The sequence below is a fragment of the Streptosporangium sp. DT93 genome (assembly GCF_049844535.1).
In the GTDB taxonomy this organism is placed as follows: Bacteria; Actinomycetota; Actinomycetes; order Streptosporangiales; family Streptosporangiaceae; genus Streptosporangium.
In genome coordinates this window covers 144,542-160,536 of sequence record NZ_JBNCLF010000016.1, presented here as the reverse complement: position 1 = coordinate 160,536, position 15,995 = coordinate 144,542, and the positions used below count along the sequence as shown (strand labels likewise).

Below are 15,995 nucleotides of genomic sequence, written 5' to 3'. Positions count from 1 at the left end.
TAGGGGGACGCCCCCGGCCCGCGACCGGTCGGGCCGGAGGACGCCGGACCGGCGACCGGATCGGGGGCGGACGCCGAACCGGTCGCCGGAGTCGACGGCGGGCGCCGAGAACGGCGACCGCGTCAGGGGTGGACGCTGAACCGGCCGAAGCGGCCCTGGTGGTACAGCAGGGGACGGTCCGGGCCGTTCGCGACGGCCTCGGCGACCAGCCCCACCACCAGGATGTGGTCGCCCACCTCGATGGCCCGGTGGGGCAGGCAGATCAGGTGCGCCGAGACGTCCCGCAGCAGCGGCGCCCCCAGCCGCCCGGGGCGCCACCGGGTGGGTTCGGCGAAGCGGTCGATGCCCTTGCGGGCGAACCGCGAGGCCAGTTCCGCCTGGTCACCGGCGAGGATGTTGACCGCGAAGTGGTCGGCCGCCCGCAGCCCTGGCCAGGTGGTGGAGTGCCGGTCGACATAGAAGGAGACCAGCGGCGGGTCCAGGCTCACCGACGAGAACGAGGTGGCGGTCAGCCCGACGGGGACCCCCTCGTTCTGCGCGGTGATCACGACGACGCCCGCGGCGTGCGCCGCGAGGGTCCGGCGGAAGGTCTCGCGATCCACGGACGACTCGGTCGGGCCGGACAGGACGGTCGGGCCGGACGGTCCGGCGTGGGGGGACGGGGTGGCCGGGAGGGACGGGCCGGAAGGGCCGGGCCGGGCCGTCCGCGGGGTCTCGACGATGGTCTCCGTCATGCTTGCACTCCTTCACCGATCGTCTGCCTGAGAGCCGCGGCCACCTGGGGGGCGACCCGGTCGGCCCACGGTTCGAGCCGGGTGCCGAGGGCGGGGATGTCCGCCTCCACCACCGCGAGCCCGGGGGTGGGCACGAGCGCGCCCAGTTCGACCAGCACGGGCCGCAGGTGGACCTCGACGGCCAGGGCGTGCCGGGCGTCGCCCATGACCAGCAGCGGCAGCGCCACCGTCCCGGCCAGCGCGCCCCCGCGCAGCCGGTCGAGGAACACCTTGAGCAGCCCGGTGTAGGTGGCCTTGTAGGTGGGGCTGGCCACCACGAGCACGCCGGCCCTCTCGACCAGCTCCAGCGCCGCCTCCACCGCCGGGGGCGGGACCGGCGCGAGCAGGTGCGGCGCGAGCGCCGCCAGGTCCACGACGTCGGGCGGGTCGTCGTACCCGATCCGACGCCCGAGCGTCCCGGCCGCCGACACGGCCACGGTCCGCGTACGGGACCCCTCGCGGGGGTTGCCGACCAGTGTCACGACGGCGCTCACGACGCCACCACCGCCTCGGGCCGCGCCGCGACCGCGGACGGCGCGTAGCGGGAGGAGGGGCGCGGCAGCCCGTAGTTCTCGCGCAGCGTACGGCCCTCGTACTCGGTCCTGAACAGGCCCCGCTGCTGCAGCTCGGGGACGACGTGGTCGACGAAGTCCTCCAGCCCGCCGGGCAGGATCGGCGGCATGATGTTGAAGCCGTCGGCCGCGCCCGCGGTGAACCACTCCTCGATCTGGTCGGCGATCCGCGCGGGGGTCCCGGCCACGACCCGGTGCCCGCGCCCGCCCGCCAGGCGCCCGAGGAGCTCCCGGACGGTGAGGTTCTCCCGGCGGGCCAGGTCCACGACGAGCTTGCGGCGGCTCTGCGCCCCCTCGGTCTCCACGGAGACGTCGGGCAGCGGCAGGTCCAGCGCGTCGTGCGTCAGCTCGATGCCCGTCATGGTGGAGAGCTGGGCCAGGCCGTAGGCGGGGGTGATGAGGTCCTGCAGCTCCCTCTCCAGGCGGCGCGCCTCCTCCTCGGTGGAACCGATGATCGGGGAGATGCCGGGCAGGATGAGCAGCTCGTCGTGCCCCCTGCCGTACCGGGCCAGGCGGCTCTTGAGGTCGGTGTAGAACTCCCGGCCCTCGGCGAGGGTCTGCTGGGCGGTGAAGACCGCCTCGGCGTGCCGGGCGGCGAACTCCTTGCCGGACTCCGAGGAGCCGGCCTGCACCAGGAGCGGGTGCCCCTGCGGCGGGCGGGAGGTGTTGAGCGGTCCCCGGACGGCGAAGCGCTCCCCGGCGTGCTCGATCGGGTGGATCCTGGTCGCGTCCGCGTAGACGCCGCCGTCGCGGTCGCGGACGATCGCGTCGTCCTGCCAGCTGTCCCAGAGCTTGGTGACCACGTCGAGGAACTCGTCGGCGCGGGCGTAGCGGTCGGCGTGCGCCGGGCGTTCGACGCCGAAGTTGCGCGCCTCGGCCTCCCCGGCGGAGGTGACGATGTTCCATCCGGCCCGGCCGCCGCTGATGTGGTCCAGGGAGGCGAACTTGCGGGCGACGTGGAACGGCTCGTTGTAGGTGGTGGAGACGGTAGCGATCAGGCCGATGTGGTCGGTGACCGCGGCGAGCGCGGACAGCAGGGTGAGGGGTTCCAGGCCGCCGAGCGCGTTGTGGCGGACGTCGCCGTGCAGGGCCAGGCCGTCGGCCAGGAAGACCGAGTCGAGCCGGCCCCGCTCGGCGATGCGCGCGAGCTGCTGGTAGTGCCGGACGTCGTTGAGACGGGCGGGTTCGGTACGCGGGTGGCGCCAGGCGGCCTCGTGGTGGCCGACGCCCATCAGGAAGGCGTTCAGGTGAAGCCTGCGGGTGGTCATGAGGTGGTCCTCCACGTCGAGAAGCGGCGCTCCACAGCGAGGAGGAGCAGGTTGAACAGCAGGCCGAGCGCGGAGATCGTGATGATCCCGGCGTACATGTCGGGGATGCGGAAGCTGAACTGCGCGTCCTGGACGAGGTAGCCCAGGCCGGCCTTGGCGCCGACCATCTCGGCGAACAGCAGCACCAGGATCGAGGTGGCCCCGGCGAGCCGGATGCCGGTGAAGATGGTCGGCACGGCGGCCGGGAGGATCACCTTCTGGAACAGCCGCAGCGAGCCGAGCCCCATGGACCTGGCGGATTTGATCAGCAGCGGTTCCACGGTCCTGACCCCGCTGACGGTGTTGAGCAGGATCGGCCAGGAGCAGGCGTAGAACACGAAGACGATCTTCGAGGGCTCGCCCAGGCCGAGGACCAGGATGAAGACCGGCAGCAGGGCCACGGCCGAGGTGTTGCGGAACAGCTCCAGCACCGGGCTGAGGAAGTCGGCGACCGGCCGGTAGCGGCCGATGGCCAGGCCGACCGGGACGGCGACCAGGATGGCCAGCACGAAGCCCGAGACGGAACGGATCAGCGACGCCTGGAAGTGCTCGACGAGCTGCCCGGAGACGAGCAGGTCGTACCAGGCGACGAGGACCTGCGAGAGCGGCGGCACGAACACCGGGTCCACCAGCCCGGCCCGGGGCAGCACCTCCCAGATCCCGGCCAGCAGGGTGATGGCCGACGTCCTGCGCAGCAGCAGCCCCAGCCACGACACCGCGGACGTCCGCGCGGCACCGGTGACCCTGAAGAAGTTCGTGGCCCGGTCCTCGGCGGTGGGCACGTCCCCCCTGGCCCGCTCCTCCGCGGTGAGGACGTTCCCCCCGGCCCGGTCGGCGCCGTCTCCCGTCACGGGGACGGCCCTGGCGGTGATGCCGGTCGCGGCGGCGTCGGCGGTGACGCCGGACGCGGTGGCGGTCCCGGGGCGTGCTTCGAATGTGGTGAGCGCGTCAGCCAACGGTCCGCTCCTGTTCCTGAGCCGCGGCGACCTCGTCGCGCAGCAGCGTCCAGACGTGATGGCGGTATTCGCCGAAGACGGGGTCGGCGCGCAGGTCGCCCTCGCGCGACGCGAAGGAGATGTCGACGATCCGCTTGATCCGGCCGGGCCGGGAGGTCATCACCGCGACCCGCTGCCCGAGGTAGACGGCCTCGTCGATGCCGTGGGTGATGAACACCACCGTCTTCTTCGTCTTCTCCCAGATGCGCAGCAGCTCCTCCTGGAGGGACTCGCGGGTCTGCGCGTCCAGCGCGGCGAACGGCTCGTCCATCAGCAGCACGTCCGGGTCGAACGCGAGGCTGCGGGCGATCGCGACGCGCTGGCGCATGCCGCCCGAGAGCTCGTGCGGGTAGCGCTGCTCGAACCCGCCCAGCCCGACCAGGTCCAGGTAGTGCCGGGCCCGCTCGCGCCGCTCCTTCCTCGGTACGGCCTTGGCCTCCAGGCCGAACTCGATGTTGGCCAGGGCGGTGCGCCAGGGGAACAGCGCGTACTGCTGGAAGACGACGCCGCGGTCCAGGCCGGGGCCGTGGACGACCCGGCCGTCGATGAGGATCTCGCCCCCGGTCGGCGCGGTGAGGCCGGCGATGAGGTCCAGCAGCGTGGACTTGCCGCAGCCGCTCGGGCCGACCAGGGTGAGGAACTCGCCCTCGCGCACGTCCAGGTCGACGTTCTCGACCGCGGTGAACGGGCGGTCGGAACCCCTGATCCGGAAGACCTTGTCCACTCCCCGGATCCCGATCTTCACGGGCCGGGCGGCGGGGTCGTCCCGCACGGCGGTGGTGCGGGGGCCGGTGGCCCCGTCGTGGGGGGCGTGCCGTTCGGCGGTCCCGTCGTGGGTGAGGTGTCGCTCGGCGGTCACGTCCTCGACGGTGCGGCGTTCGGCGGTCCTGTTCTCCGCGACGCGGGGGCTCATGACGCGCTCCCGCTCGCGAAGGGGTTGAACTCGTTGGTGTAGAGGTCGGACACCTTCACCTGTCCGGGCTTGATCTCGCCCTCGCGCTCCAGCCAGTCGACCCAGGTGGTGAACTCCTTGTCGGCGATCGCGCCACCCTTGCCGCTCACGCCGCTGCTCTTCCAGAACTCGACGGCCGAGACGTCCTCGTTGCGCCCGCGCGCGGTGATGATCTCCTTGTACTTGGCGATCACCTCCTCGCGGGAGTGGGTGTGCGTCCACTCGACGGCCTTGGCGAAGGCGCCGACGAACGTGGCGGTGGTCCTCGGGTTCTGCTCGATGAACTTCTCGGTGAGCACGACGCTGCCCGCGGTGAAGGAGCCGAACAGGTCGATGTCCTTGAACAGGGGCCTGATGCCGCCGCGCTCCAGGGCCTTGTCACGCAGGATTCCCGACAGCGCGGCCACGTCGATCTGGCCCTGGCGCAGCGCCTGCTCGGTGTTGACCGGCGGCACGACCACCAGCTCGACCTTGTCGATCTCCTGCGGGGTCAGGCCGCCGCGCTTGAGGTACTCCTTGAGCACGGCCTCCAGGTGGGCGCCGAGGGTGTTGACACCGATCTTCTTGCCGATCAGGTCCCGGGGACCCTTGATCGGTGATCCGTCGGCGACGAAGTAACCGATGTAGCTGCCCTCGTCGCTGCCGTAGTAGCCGATCACGGCCTTGATGGGGGCTCCCGCCGCCTTGAGCTTGACGATCGCGCCGTTGAACGCGCCGCCGAAGTCGGTCTGGCCGGTGGCCGCCGACTGGATGTCCTGGGGGCCGGAGATGGTGTTGCCGACCCACGTGAGCTTGACGTCGCCCAGGTAGCCCAGCGACTCGGCGAGCTCGGGGAAGGATACGGCGCCGACGCCACCCTGGTAGCGCAGCTCGGTGACCTCGGCTCCTCCCGTACGGGAGGAGCCCGAGGCGGAGCCGCAGGCGGTCACGGAGAGGGCCAGCAGTGCGGAGAGGAGGACGTGTCTGGTTCTGATCACGGAAGTGGTCCTCGGAGAGGAAGGGCATGCTCACGCGGCACCGTGGCGCGGGCGGGACATGCCGACGGGACGGGACGGGACATTGAGGGAAGCGTGGGCACCGTCGGCCACGCGGAGGGGTGAGGGTCAGGAAGGCGGCGGGACGCCGCGCCCACTCACCGGCAGGGCGATCGTCAGTGATCCGTGATCAACGACACTGCGCGCTGGCGACGTGACAGAAGTCCACGTGCGGGCGCCGGGTCAGGTGAAGCCCATTGCTCATGCTCCGAACCTACGATCCGGCGGGACAGAAGTCAACATTTCCTACTAGCTTTACATGAAATACGCCGACCCTCCCTCCGAGACCTCCGACGGCACGTCCCACGCCGGGACGCCGACGGTGGAACGACGGGACGGGACCGCCGCGCCTCGCGCCGAGACCGCTTGACCCTCACGCGACGTCAGTCCGTACGGTCGGCGCCATGAGTGACAGAAGAATCCGGTCCCCGCTCACCTCCGAGGAGAAGCGCGAGGTGTGGGGTGAGTTCGCCGGCCGCGAGGAGGAGTACCTCGACGAGGTCGAGCGGCGATGGGGGGACTCCACCGCGTACGCGCAGTCCGCGAGGCGTGTCGCGGCCTACGGCAAGGAGCAGTGGGAGCGGATCAACCACGACAACGCGGTGATCGAGGCCCGGATCCGCGAGCTGATGGACGCCGGCGAGGATCCGTCGGGCGAGACGGGGATGGACGTGGCCGAGGCCCAACGGCGGCACATCGCCCGCTGGTTCTACGACATGACGCACGAGTTCCACGTACGAAAGAGCGACCTGTACGTGGACGACCCGCGTTTCCGGGCGGGCATCGAGGCCAACACCCGGCCGGGCGCGGCGGAGTGGCTGCGGACGGCGATCAGGGCGAACGCCGACCGCGCCGACCGCGCCGACCGCGCCGGCCACGCCGGTCGGGACGGCCGCACCGGTCAGGACGCTCAGGAAGCTCAGGACGACCGCGCCGGCCGCGCGGGTCAGGACGGCCGGGACGCCGGGACGCCGCGCCCCTCCGGCTGACCGGCGGCGAGAAACCCGCGCCCGTCGTGGAACACCGCCGCGAGGATCGCACCCCCGGACCTGCTCCCGACGTACGATCGGCCAATGACCGAAATGACCGAAACCACGACCGGCTGGCTCTCCCCCGACGAGCTGGCGTCGGCCCGCGAGCGGATGCCGATCCTCTACGTCGACGCCGTACCGGTACGGCTCGACGAGGCGGGGGTGGTCACGCATGTCGGCCTGCTTCTGCGCATCGGAGCCGACGGCGCGGTCAGCCGCGCCCTCGTCTCCGGGCGCGTGCTCCTGCACGAACGCGTCCGGGACGCGCTCATGCGCCACCTGGAGAAGGACCTCGGCCCGACGGCGCTGCCGCAGGTGCCCGCCTCCCCGCAGCCGTTCACCATCGCCGAGTACTTCCCCTCCCCGGGTGTCACGCCCTACCACGACCCCAGGCAGCACGCCGTGTCCATGGCCTACGTCGTCCCGGTCACCGGTGACTGCCGCCCCCGGCAGGACGCCCTCGACCTCGTCTGGTTCACGCCGCGGGAGGCCTCCTCGCCGATGGTGCAGCAGGAGATGACCGGTGGCCAGGGCGTCCTGCTGAAGCAGGCCCTCGCCCACGTCGGATGCCTCTTCTGACCACCGGCGGGGCCCGGAGGCCGGTCACTCCGGCGGGGGTCCGAGGACCGGTCACTCCGGCGAGGGTCCGGAGGCCGGTCACTCCGGCGAGGCGGTGTCCCTGCCGGGAGCCCCTTCGCGGATGTTGACCGGCCGGTAGGCCCGGAAGTCGTCCCCCGGCCTCAGGCCGTGCCGGACGACGCGGTGATCGGTGCCGTACTGGGCGCGCTGCTGGTACGCCCAGTACGAGGTGCGCCCGGAGTCGGCCCACCTGTCGAAGACGACCACCGCGCGGGCGGTGCTCCCGCCCACCGGGTCGATGACCAGGTCCCCCCTGAGCAGTTCCCTCATCCCGATGGGGCGGCTGAAGGCCGCCGAGACCAGGCTGATCGTGTTCGGGCCCGGTTTTCGGAGCCCGAGCGCCATGGAGGCGTACCCCGAGCCGTCGGTCCGGTATCCGTCGTGATTCCTGGTCTGGCTGTAGGGGATGCGCCGCTCGGTTCCCGGATGCCAGCTCTCGGCCCGCTCGATCACCGTGTCCCGGTCGATCGCCTTGGCCTTGGCTCCGGTGGTCGCCCTGGCCCGGTCGACGGTCGTGCCCGTCGGCCCTGCCTTCTCCCCCTCCCCGTTCATCAGGACCGATCCCCCGATCGCGAGGCCGGCGGCCGTGCCCAGGAAGAGGCCCACCGCCGTCCCGATCAGGAACCGCCGTCGCGGGCGGCCCGCGGGAGGCCGTGACACGGTCAGGTCCCGCCCCGGCTCGGTCACGTCGAGATCCCGGACGTCCGCCCCGAGGTCCGGCACGGTCATGCCGTGATCGAGCAGGGTCACCCCGGGTTCCGGTACGGGCTCGCCGCGCTCGGGCACCGTCACCCCGGTGCCGGCCCCCTTCCCGGTGGTCTCACGGGTCGGATCCTCCGTCTCCGGAACCCCCGTCGCCGGAACCCCCGCCGCCCGCCGATCCCGTTCGGCCGCCTCCCACATCCTCCGCAGGCCTCCCGGGTCCTCCCCGCAGAGCCGGGCCAGTCCCTCCACCGCGTCCAGGGGGATCCACGTCTCCCCGGAGAGCCACCGTCCCCAGGAGGACCGGCTCGCGTGCGTCGCCTGTTCCAGTGCCCGCAGGTCCAGTCCGGCCCGTTCCCTCAGGACCCTCAGTTCCCGCAGGAGGACCCGGGTCTGCTCGGGCAGATCATCGGACAGCGGTCGCTGTCGCCGGTTCCGGCTCGTGTTCCCGATTCCATTCACCATGGTGATTCGTCCCAACCTTGTCCCAGCTGTCTGAGTCATCGCAGGTCACGTCGGTCCCATTCGTAGCTATTGTCCCGACTTCATCAATTTCACGATTGATTTCAGGAATTTCCTGCCAACGTGTGTCCTCGTCCGACCGAACGATCAATGGCAGGAACAAGGAGAGCACATGTCCTCGAACCGAAGCTCCTGGATCACAGCGGGACATCTGGCGCTCGCCACCGTGGTCGCCTGCGGAGGCGGCCTGGTGACGGCGGTGTCGGCACAGGCGGCGTCCACACAGGGGACGTCCGCGCAGGCACCCTCCACACCGGTGGCGTCCCTCGCCCTCACCGGACCGGCCGTGACGGCCACCACTCCCCCCACCCCGACCCCCACGCCGTCCCCGTCCCCCACGTCCACGACCGCTCCGGACCCGGACGGCGAGACCGAGGCGCCCCCGCCGGGCACCCCGGCGGACGAGTACGGCGAGCCCGACACGGGAACGGAGGAGGAGGCGACCACGTTCGCCGCCGCCACCATCACCCGCTCGCAGATGATCGCCCGGGCCAGGACCTGGAACCCCGGCACCTCCAAGCGCGTGCCCTACAGCCAGAGCAAGACGCGCGGCGGCTACCGCACGGACTGCTCCGGTTACGTCTCCATGGCGCTCGGGCTCGGCAAGCCCGGCCCGATCACCGTCGGGCTCGCCAAGAGCACGTACTCCAAGCGCATCACCATGTCCCAGCTGCGCAGGGGCGACCTGGTCATCGACGCCATCGGCAGCAACACCACCCGCCACGTGGTCATCTTCGACAAGTGGGCCAACGCCGGGAAGACCTCCTACTGGGCCTACGAGCAGCGCGGCGGCTACGGCACGGACTACCGGACGCGCACCTACGGCCTGGCGTCGGGAAGCCAGTACAAGGCCTACCGGGCCAACAAGATCCGTGAGGACGCGCCGAAGCCGCCCGCCACGGTCACCCGCGCCCAGGTGGTCGCCCGCGCCAAGACCTGGAAGCCCGCCACCGCGCAGCGCGTGCCCTACAGCCAGACGAGATTGCAGGGCGGCTACCGCGCCGACGGCTCCGGGTACGTCTCCATGACGCTCGGCCTGGCCAAGCCCGGCCCCAACACGGTCGCCCTGGCCAAGAGCGCCTACACCCGTCCCATCGCGATGACCGCGCTGCTCCAGGGTGACCTGGTCATCGACCCGGTGGGGGGCACGACCGCCCGCGCGGTGGTCATCTTCGACAAGTGGGCCGACGCCAAGAAGACCTCCTACTGGGCGTACCAGCAGCGCGCCGGCTACGGCACGGACTACCGCGTGGTCAAGCACGGCCTGACCGCCGGCACCCAGTTCAAGGCCTACCGTTCGCTGAGGATCCGCTAGTGCTCCGGTCACGACCCCACGCCGCCTCACCCGCACCGTCCGGGATCGCGGGGGCGTTCCTGCTCGCGGCGTCCGTGGCGGCCACGGTGGTGACCGTCCCCGCCTCACCGGCCCGCGCGACCGTCCTCGATCCCCCCACCCGTGCGGCCGTCTCCGGTTCACCGGTCCCGGCGTCCGTCCCCGGTTCACCCGTCCGGGCAGCCGTCTCCGGTTCACCCGTCCGGGTGGCCGTCTCCGGTTCGCGCGTCCGGGCGGCCGTCTTCGCGGCCCCGCTGCCGGTCGCGCTCGGCGCGCCCGCGGAGACGGCGGCCCTCGCCGCCCCCCTGCCGACCGCCCCGTGCGATCCCGGCGGGGTGACGGCGGAGGACACCGCACTGGCGGTGGAGCTCAACACCCGGCTGACCATGAAGATGCGGGGCTACATGGACGGCTACCGCGTCTCCTGCGCCAGGGCGGTGGTCGGGGCGGTCCGTGCCCGCGGGCTCCCCCGGGAGGCCGCCGTCATCGCGATCACCACGGCCGTCGTCGAGACGGGCGTGCGGAACATCGACCGGGAGGTGGACCATGACAGCCTGGGGGTGTTCCAGCAACGGGCCACCTGGGGCGGTGCCGCCCAGCGGCTGGACGTGGCCTGGTCGACCGGCGCGTTCCTGGACAAGATGCTCCGCAGGTACCCCGACGGCTCGTGGCGGTCGGCGGTGGTGGGCGACGTCTGCCAGCGTGTCCAGGTGTCGAAGTACCCGGAGCGCTACCAGCCGCAGGCGGCGGACGGGCAGATGATCGCCTCGGCGCTCTGGCCGGTCTCCGGCGTGACGCGGGCGGAGGTCGTCGCCCGCGCCAGGACCTGGAACCCGGGTACGGCGCGGCGGGTGCCGTACAGCCAGACGGCGTTGCAGGGCGGCTACCGTGCCGACGGCTCCGGCTACGCCTCCATGGCGCTGCGGCTCGGCACGCCGGGTCCCGACTCCCGGGGGCTGTCCTCGGCCCGCCACAGCAGGCCGGTCCCGATCTCCGGGTTGCGCTCCGGCGATCTGGTCATCAGGGCCGGCGGGCCGGCCACCGCGCGACAAGTGATCATCTTCGACCGGTGGGCCGATGCCGGACGCACCTCCTACTGGGCGTACCAGCAGCGTCGCGGGTACGGCACCGACCACCGGCGCGTGAGCGAGGGCCTGTCGGCGGGGACCGGTTTCGCCGCCTACCGTCCCCTCACCGTCCGCTGATCCCCGCACGAGGGCCCGGTCGCCGCAGCGACCGGGCCCTCGTCCGGAACGGACGGCCGGAGGACCAGGCGGTCAGGCGGTCAGACGGTCAGACGGTCAGACGGTCAGGCGAAGTGGCCGGCCGTCCAGGTGTCCCACGCGGCCTGCTCGTCGCGTCCCGTGAAGTTCTGGTGGCCGAGCACGAGCACGTCGCCGCGGTGATCGCCGGAGTGGACGAACCGGTACAGGCCCTCGCGTGTCCGGACGCCCAGCCCGACGGGCAGGATCGCGTGGTAGACGACCCCGGCGGAGCCGTCGGGAAGCCGGACCTCGTCGCCCTCGGCGACGTCCGGCGTGGTGCCCAGCGCCTCCGTGACGGTCTTCCAGAGGGCGTCCGCGCCGCCCGCCCCCGGCCGCAGGACCGTCGTGACCGAGGGGGTCCGGCCGGTGAAGTGCGCGAGGTACTGCCTGAGGGTCTCCAGGTAGAGGGGCCAGCCGGCCTTCAGCGCCTCGAACTCGGTCTCCCAGTCGTCCCCGAGCATGCCGCTCTGCACGATCCGCAGCGTGGTCGCGCCGCCGGCGCGCCCCTCGATGAGGTACTCGGTCGCCATGAACCGGCCGTCGGAGGTCTCCTCACCGCGCACGGCGAAGCGGGCGCCCGGCTCGTAGGCGGTGATCGTGGACCGGCCGACGTTCCCCATCATCGTGAGGCTCGCGGGATCGCCGACGGAGGTGCCGATCTCGGTTCGTCCCATGAACCAGGAGTCGACACCCGGTCCTGTCGCGATCGCGTCCCAGACCTGCTCGGGGGTGGCGGCGAGCTCGATCGCCTGGTTGAGTTCGAACGGGTGTGTCATCGGGATTCCTTCGTGTTCGGGTGGAGGGCGACGACGATCCGGTGGTCGCGGCCTTGTTCCGCGGACCCGTCGTGGTACTTCGACACCAGGGCCGTGACGGCCTCGGCGAGTTCGCCGGCGAACGCGGCCCGGTCGGCGGCGGAGGCGAAACGCACCTCGCCGTCGATCGCGAAGGTCGCGACGCGCCTGCGCACCGCGGCCCCGCCGGCGACGAGCGCCCCGACGTCGCGGACCAGCCGGGCCGCGAGGGCCAGCAGCCAGCTCGCCGACAACTGGTCGGGGGAGCGGGCCGGGTCGGGCTCGACCGACGCCAGGGCGGCCGGGGAGATCACGTAGGAGGCGGCGGTCGCGCGCATGATGCGCTCGTTGACGTTGCCCTTGCGCCGCTCCTCGATCATCTCGACGAGCCCGTGCGCCTCCAGCGTCTTCAGGTGGTAGTTGACCTTCTGCCGAGGCAGGCCGACCTTGGCGGCCAGCATGGTCGCGGAGCCGGGCTCGCTCAGCTCGGCCAGCAGCCGGGCCCGGATGGGGTCCAGCGAGACCTCGGCGGCGGCCGGGTCCTCGATAACGGCGATCTCCTGCATGCCCACACGCTAACCGCCGACAAATTAAATTGTCAAGGAGGTCTTATTTTCCGGCACGGGTGACGAGTGCACGGACCGCTCGGGTGCACAGGCCGCACGGACGTGCCGATCGTGCGGGCGTGCCGACCACACGGGCGTGCCGATCGCGCGGGATCCGGGGGGCGAACCGCTCCACGCCCTCTCCCTCGAGGCCGGCCGGAGGATACGCTGCCCCCGAAGGTCCGTACGGCCGTCGCTCGGAGAGGACGTCATGGTCTGGCTCGTCACAGGAGCGAACGGCATGCTGGGACACGAGGTGGTCGCGCGGGCGCGCGAACGGGGACACGACGTGGTCGCGCCGGGCCACCGTGACCTCGACATCTGCGACCCGGCCGGGATCGACGCCGCCTTCCGGGAGTCGGCACCGGACGTCGTGGTCAACTGCGCCGCCTGGACGGCCGTGGACGCGGCCGAGAGCCGGGAGGCGGAGGCGCACCGGGTCAACGCCGAAGGACCGCGACTGCTCGCCGAGGCCTGCGCCGGGTACGGCGCCCGCCTCGTCCACGTCTCCACCGACTACGTCTTCCCCGGCGACGCCCTCACGCCCTGCCGCGAGGACGATCCGACGGGCCCGCGGACCGCCTACGGACGGACCAAGCTGGCCGGGGAGGAGGCGGTGCTCGGCCTGCTGCCCTCCGCCGCCGTCGTCCGGACGGCCTGGCTGTACGGCGCCCACGGACCGAACTTCGTGCGCACCATGCTCCGCCTCATGGCCGAGCGGGAGACCCTCGACGTGGTCGACGACCAGCGGGGGCAGCCGACCTGGGCGGCGGACCTCGCCGGGCGGCTGGTCGCGATCGGCGAGACCGGCTCGGCCGCCGGGGTGTTCCACGCCACCAACTCCGGCGAGACCACCTGGTTCGAGTTCGCCCGGGAGATCTTCCGGCTGGCCGGCGCCGACCCGGACCGGGTGCGCCCGACGACCTCGGCCGCCTTCGCCGCCCCGGCCCCCCGGCCGGCCTTCAGCGTCCTGGACGACACCCGGTCGCCGCGGCTGGGCCTGGAACCGCTCCGCCCCTGGCGGGACGCGCTCCACGCGGCCCAGCGCGGCGCGGACCTCCACCCGGCCCGGTAGGACCCGGTCTCCGCGCGGCTCGGGGACCCGGCCCGGTGGGGGCCGGCCCCCGCGCGGCCTGGTCAGGGAACCGCCCCCAGCCCGCCCGGCAGGGTTCGGCCCCCGCGTCGCTCAGCGGGGGCCGGGCCCCGACGCGTAGAAGGCCACGCACTCCTCGTACGAGGGGAGCAGGCCGCGCTCGCGCGCCTCGGCGAGGGTGGGCGCCGCGACGTCCTTGGGGGACAGGAGCGGTTCGACGTCGGCGGGCCAGGCGATGCCGAGCGCGGGGTCGAGCGGGTGCACGCCGTGTTCCCTGGTCGGGTTGTAGCCCTCGGAGCAGAGGTAGATCACGGTCGCGTCGTCCGTCAGCGCCAGCAGGCCGTGCCCCAGCCCCTCGGACACGAACACCCCGCGGTGCTCCCGGTCGTCCAGCCGCACCAGCTCCCAGCGGCCGAACCCCGGCGAGCCGACGCGGATGTCGACGACCACGTCCAGCACCGCCCCGCGCACGCACTTGACGTACTTCCCCTGGCCCGGCGGGACGTCGGCGAAGTGGATGCCGCGCAGGGTGCCGCGCCGCGAGACGGAGTAGTTCGCCTGGGAGAGCCGCAGCCCCCGGCCGGTGGCGGCGTGGAACTCCCCCTCCCGAAACCATTCGTGGAGAGCGCCGCGATCGTCGAGGTGAATTCTCGGGGCGTCGATCCACGCGCCTTCGATCTCCATCGGTTTCATTCCGGCCGCTCCTGATCCCTGTCGTATGGTCGCATCTCATGGAACGTGCCACGAAATTCTCCGCCCTGGCACCCGGCGCCGCTATACGGTAACCCGGCGGAGGCCCCGTGCGACCAAAGTCGGAGCGATTCATACTTCGGTCGGAGAATTGACCTCCGACGGCCACCTCGGTCGGGACGAGCAATACCAATGGCCGATTCCCCCGATGGTGAATGTCCTTAACCTGGGAACGTGCGGAAATCCATCCAGTTCATCGGCCTGGTCCTCGCCCTCCAGGGTGTGAGCGGGACGATCGACCACCTCGTCGGCCAGCCCTTTTTCGGCGTGGTGCTCAACTTCTTCAACCGCTTCGTGGTCGCCAACGTCGCCTTCCTCGAAGGCCGTGAGATCTACGCGAACCTGATCCTGGCCGCCCTCGGCCTCATTATGATGGTCGCCGCGGAAAGGGCTCCGTCATCGTGAGGCGATCCCTCTTCGAACCGGATGGCCCCCGTCCCGGGACCGCCGGTTCCGTGAACGGGCGGCCACCGTCGAGGTGGGCCTTTCCGGAAGGCCGGAAAAGAACGGCACGCCGGTGGCCCCGATGGAAAGAGCCGGAAATCACGACCGGAGAGCACGAAAGAGGCCGATACAGCGGTGGGCGCGCACGCGGTGCCCTCCTCGGAAGGGCCGCCGTGTTTCGCGATGTCCTAGGGTGACGGCATGGCCGAAATCTTCGTCCCCAACGGTTCGTGGACCTTCGACGGTGAGACCCTCCGGATCGTGCCGGGCGGAAGCGACGCGCACGAGCTGCGCAGGACCCTCGGCGAGCTGACGGTCCCCCTGGTCGCGATGGCCGGTGTCTCGTTCGAGCCCTCGCGCAAGGGCGGCGACCTTCAGCTCCGGCTGCGGCCGGGAGCCGATCCGCTGAGCGACGTGGTCTCCGGGCGGCTCTCGGGCGCCATCGATCCCTACCGGCTGGCCGTCCCCAAGGACCGGGCCTGGGCCGCCGAGTACCTCGTCGACGAGGTGCGTTCGGCACTGGCGGTGGAGGGGGTGCCGAGCGGCCCGTGCGAGAGGTTCCTGCTCCCCGGCCCCGCCGTGCCCGTGTCCGCCTCGGCGGGCGACGGCACGGTGAGCTTCGACGGCGAGCGGATCCGCCTGGACTGGACCCTGTTCGCCACGTCCGGCAAGCAGGCGGCGGGTTCGCAGACGTTCTCGCTGAGGGACCTCGAGGGCGTGGAGTGGGCTCCGCAGAGCGGTGCCGGGTACGGGCATCTGCGGTTCCGGCTCAGGCAGGCCCCCGCGGCCAGGTCCCCGGAGGACGACGTCCACTGCCTGTCCTGGGGCCTGCAGCGGTACGGCGGGGTGAGCGCCCTGGTCGCCGCCGCGGTGCTGGCCAGGTTGCCGCGCCACGGCGAGGGGCGGCCCGCGCTCGCGGCGGCACCGGACGACCGGCGCTCTCCCGGCGACCGGCGTTCCCCCGGCGACCGGCACTCTCCGGACGAGCGGCGTTCCCCGGACGGGCCGGAGGATCACCGGGTCCCGGCGCGGAGCGCGACCGGGCTCGACGAGCACGACGCGGTGATGCGCCGCCTGGGCGAGCTCGGCGAGCTGTACCGCTCGGGGGTGCTCACCGACGAGGAGTTCGCCTCGGCCAAGCGGGCGCTGCTGCGCCGTCTCGAAGAGACCTGAGCGAGGGGGAT

17 protein-coding genes are annotated in these 15,995 nt (G+C 72.2%); 7 read left to right on the top strand and 10 right to left on the bottom strand.

Annotation, left to right across the window (positions count from 1 at the left end):
* Positions 1 to 122: 122 nt before the first annotated feature.
* The 6 genes from ACLQ2R_RS29610 to ACLQ2R_RS29585 are packed head-to-tail and all read right to left on the bottom strand — an operon-like array spanning position 123 to position 5,576.
* Positions 123 to 734, bottom strand: coding sequence for a flavin reductase family protein (locus ACLQ2R_RS29610; protein ID WP_425964158.1), 612 nt, complete (start codon positions 732 to 734; stop codon positions 123 to 125).
* Positions 731 to 1,267, bottom strand: coding sequence for an NADPH-dependent FMN reductase (locus ACLQ2R_RS29605; protein WP_425964156.1), 537 nt, complete (start codon positions 1,265 to 1,267; stop codon positions 731 to 733). The genes ACLQ2R_RS29610 and ACLQ2R_RS29605 overlap by 4 nt, the downstream gene beginning before the upstream one ends.
* Positions 1,264 to 2,613, bottom strand: coding sequence for an LLM class flavin-dependent oxidoreductase (locus ACLQ2R_RS29600; RefSeq protein ID WP_425964154.1), 1,350 nt, complete (start codon positions 2,611 to 2,613; stop codon positions 1,264 to 1,266). Before ACLQ2R_RS29600 ends, ACLQ2R_RS29605 begins: the two co-directional genes overlap by 4 nt.
* A complete protein-coding gene (locus tag ACLQ2R_RS29595) occupies positions 2,610 to 3,608 on the bottom strand; it encodes an ABC transporter permease (protein ID WP_425964152.1) in 999 nt (332 codons plus the stop codon). The genes ACLQ2R_RS29600 and ACLQ2R_RS29595 overlap by 4 nt, the downstream gene beginning before the upstream one ends.
* On the bottom strand, positions 3,601 to 4,560 hold the full coding sequence (locus ACLQ2R_RS29590; RefSeq protein ID WP_425964150.1) for an ABC transporter ATP-binding protein: 960 nt from the start codon (positions 4,558 to 4,560) through the stop codon (positions 3,601 to 3,603). The genes ACLQ2R_RS29595 and ACLQ2R_RS29590 overlap by 8 nt, the downstream gene beginning before the upstream one ends.
* A complete protein-coding gene (locus tag ACLQ2R_RS29585) occupies positions 4,557 to 5,576 on the bottom strand; it encodes an ABC transporter substrate-binding protein (protein ID WP_425964148.1) in 1,020 nt (339 codons plus the stop codon). Before ACLQ2R_RS29585 ends, ACLQ2R_RS29590 begins: the two co-directional genes overlap by 4 nt.
* A gap of 461 nt (positions 5,577 to 6,037) precedes the next feature.
* On the opposite strand from ACLQ2R_RS29585, the gene ACLQ2R_RS29580 reads away from it, so the two are divergent.
* Positions 6,038 to 6,622 carry a TipAS antibiotic-recognition domain-containing protein gene (locus ACLQ2R_RS29580; protein WP_425964146.1) on the top strand — a complete coding sequence of 195 codons (585 nt, stop codon included), beginning with the start codon at positions 6,038 to 6,040 and terminating at the stop codon, positions 6,620 to 6,622.
* 84 nt (positions 6,623 to 6,706) lie between these two features.
* Positions 6,707 to 7,243: an NUDIX hydrolase family protein gene (locus ACLQ2R_RS29575; protein ID WP_425964144.1), complete on the top strand. Its 537-nt coding sequence runs from the start codon at positions 6,707 to 6,709 to the stop codon at positions 7,241 to 7,243.
* Between the two features lie 78 nt (positions 7,244 to 7,321).
* On the opposite strand, the gene ACLQ2R_RS29570 is transcribed toward ACLQ2R_RS29575, so the two are convergent.
* Positions 7,322 to 8,470 (bottom strand): helix-turn-helix domain-containing protein, encoded by a 1,149-nt coding sequence (locus ACLQ2R_RS29570; protein ID WP_425964142.1) that lies wholly within the window; start codon positions 8,468 to 8,470, stop codon positions 7,322 to 7,324.
* A 169-nt stretch (positions 8,471 to 8,639) separates the two neighbouring features.
* On the opposite strand from ACLQ2R_RS29570, the gene ACLQ2R_RS29565 reads away from it, so the two are divergent.
* Positions 8,640 to 9,842 (top strand): hypothetical protein, encoded by a 1,203-nt coding sequence (locus ACLQ2R_RS29565; RefSeq protein WP_425964140.1) that lies wholly within the window; start codon positions 8,640 to 8,642, stop codon positions 9,840 to 9,842.
* Positions 9,842 to 11,065, top strand: coding sequence for a hypothetical protein (locus tag ACLQ2R_RS29560; protein WP_425964138.1), 1,224 nt, complete (start codon positions 9,842 to 9,844; stop codon positions 11,063 to 11,065). Before ACLQ2R_RS29565 ends, ACLQ2R_RS29560 begins: the two co-directional genes overlap by 1 nt.
* 104 nt (positions 11,066 to 11,169) lie before the next feature.
* Here the strand turns inward: ACLQ2R_RS29560 and ACLQ2R_RS29555 are convergent, their stop codons facing one another.
* Together ACLQ2R_RS29555 and ACLQ2R_RS29550 are read right to left on the bottom strand one after the other, a co-directional pair.
* Positions 11,170 to 11,901, bottom strand: a complete 732-nt coding sequence (locus tag ACLQ2R_RS29555; protein ID WP_425964136.1) for an SRPBCC family protein — start codon at positions 11,899 to 11,901, stop codon at positions 11,170 to 11,172.
* The gene (locus tag ACLQ2R_RS29550) at positions 11,898 to 12,485 is read right to left on the bottom strand and encodes an ArsR/SmtB family transcription factor (RefSeq protein ID WP_425964134.1); all 588 of its coding nucleotides are present in this window, start codon (positions 12,483 to 12,485) and stop codon (positions 11,898 to 11,900) included. The genes ACLQ2R_RS29555 and ACLQ2R_RS29550 overlap by 4 nt, the downstream gene beginning before the upstream one ends.
* A gap of 250 nt (positions 12,486 to 12,735) precedes the next feature.
* Here ACLQ2R_RS29550 and rfbD point away from each other — a divergent pair, with 250 nt between their 5' ends.
* Positions 12,736 to 13,599, top strand: a complete 864-nt coding sequence (rfbD, locus tag ACLQ2R_RS29545; protein ID WP_425964132.1) for a dTDP-4-dehydrorhamnose reductase — start codon at positions 12,736 to 12,738, stop codon at positions 13,597 to 13,599.
* Between the two features lie 111 nt (positions 13,600 to 13,710).
* On the opposite strand, the gene ACLQ2R_RS29540 is transcribed toward rfbD, so the two are convergent.
* A complete protein-coding gene (locus ACLQ2R_RS29540) occupies positions 13,711 to 14,310 on the bottom strand; it encodes a dTDP-4-dehydrorhamnose 3,5-epimerase family protein (RefSeq protein ID WP_425964131.1) in 600 nt (199 codons plus the stop codon).
* A gap of 231 nt (positions 14,311 to 14,541) precedes the next feature.
* Here ACLQ2R_RS29540 and ACLQ2R_RS29535 point away from each other — a divergent pair, with 231 nt between their 5' ends.
* Positions 14,542 to 14,772, top strand: a complete 231-nt coding sequence (locus ACLQ2R_RS29535) for a hypothetical protein (RefSeq protein ID WP_425964129.1) — start codon at positions 14,542 to 14,544, stop codon at positions 14,770 to 14,772.
* A gap of 240 nt (positions 14,773 to 15,012) precedes the next feature.
* Positions 15,013 to 15,984, top strand: a complete 972-nt coding sequence (locus tag ACLQ2R_RS29530; RefSeq protein WP_425964127.1) for a DUF4429 domain-containing protein — start codon at positions 15,013 to 15,015, stop codon at positions 15,982 to 15,984.
* Positions 15,985 to 15,995 lie beyond the last annotated feature (11 nt).

What these genes read in the sequence shown, in the direction of transcription:
- ACLQ2R_RS29575 (WP_425964144.1), top strand. Translation starts at nt 6,707, where the DNA reads ATGACCGAAATGACCGAAACCACGACCGGCTGGCTCTCCCCCGACGAG.
- ACLQ2R_RS29590 (WP_425964150.1), bottom strand. Translation starts at nt 4,560, where the DNA reads ATGAGCCCCCGCGTCGCGGAGAACAGGACCGCCGAACGCCGCACCGTC.
- ACLQ2R_RS29580 (WP_425964146.1), top strand. Translation starts at nt 6,038, where the DNA reads ATGAGTGACAGAAGAATCCGGTCCCCGCTCACCTCCGAGGAGAAGCGC.
- ACLQ2R_RS29530 (WP_425964127.1), top strand. Translation starts at nt 15,013, where the DNA reads ATGGCCGAAATCTTCGTCCCCAACGGTTCGTGGACCTTCGACGGTGAG.
- ACLQ2R_RS29555 (WP_425964136.1), bottom strand. Translation starts at nt 11,901, where the DNA reads ATGACACACCCGTTCGAACTCAACCAGGCGATCGAGCTCGCCGCCACC.
- ACLQ2R_RS29540 (WP_425964131.1), bottom strand. Translation starts at nt 14,310, where the DNA reads ATGAAACCGATGGAGATCGAAGGCGCGTGGATCGACGCCCCGAGAATT.
- rfbD (WP_425964132.1), top strand. Translation starts at nt 12,736, where the DNA reads ATGGTCTGGCTCGTCACAGGAGCGAACGGCATGCTGGGACACGAGGTG.
- ACLQ2R_RS29550 (WP_425964134.1), bottom strand. Translation starts at nt 12,485, where the DNA reads ATGCAGGAGATCGCCGTTATCGAGGACCCGGCCGCCGCCGAGGTCTCG.
- ACLQ2R_RS29570 (WP_425964142.1), bottom strand. Translation starts at nt 8,470, where the DNA reads ATGGTGAATGGAATCGGGAACACGAGCCGGAACCGGCGACAGCGACCG.
- ACLQ2R_RS29610 (WP_425964158.1), bottom strand. Translation starts at nt 734, where the DNA reads ATGACGGAGACCATCGTCGAGACCCCGCGGACGGCCCGGCCCGGCCCT.
- ACLQ2R_RS29600 (WP_425964154.1), bottom strand. Translation starts at nt 2,613, where the DNA reads ATGACCACCCGCAGGCTTCACCTGAACGCCTTCCTGATGGGCGTCGGC.
- ACLQ2R_RS29565 (WP_425964140.1), top strand. Translation starts at nt 8,640, where the DNA reads ATGTCCTCGAACCGAAGCTCCTGGATCACAGCGGGACATCTGGCGCTC.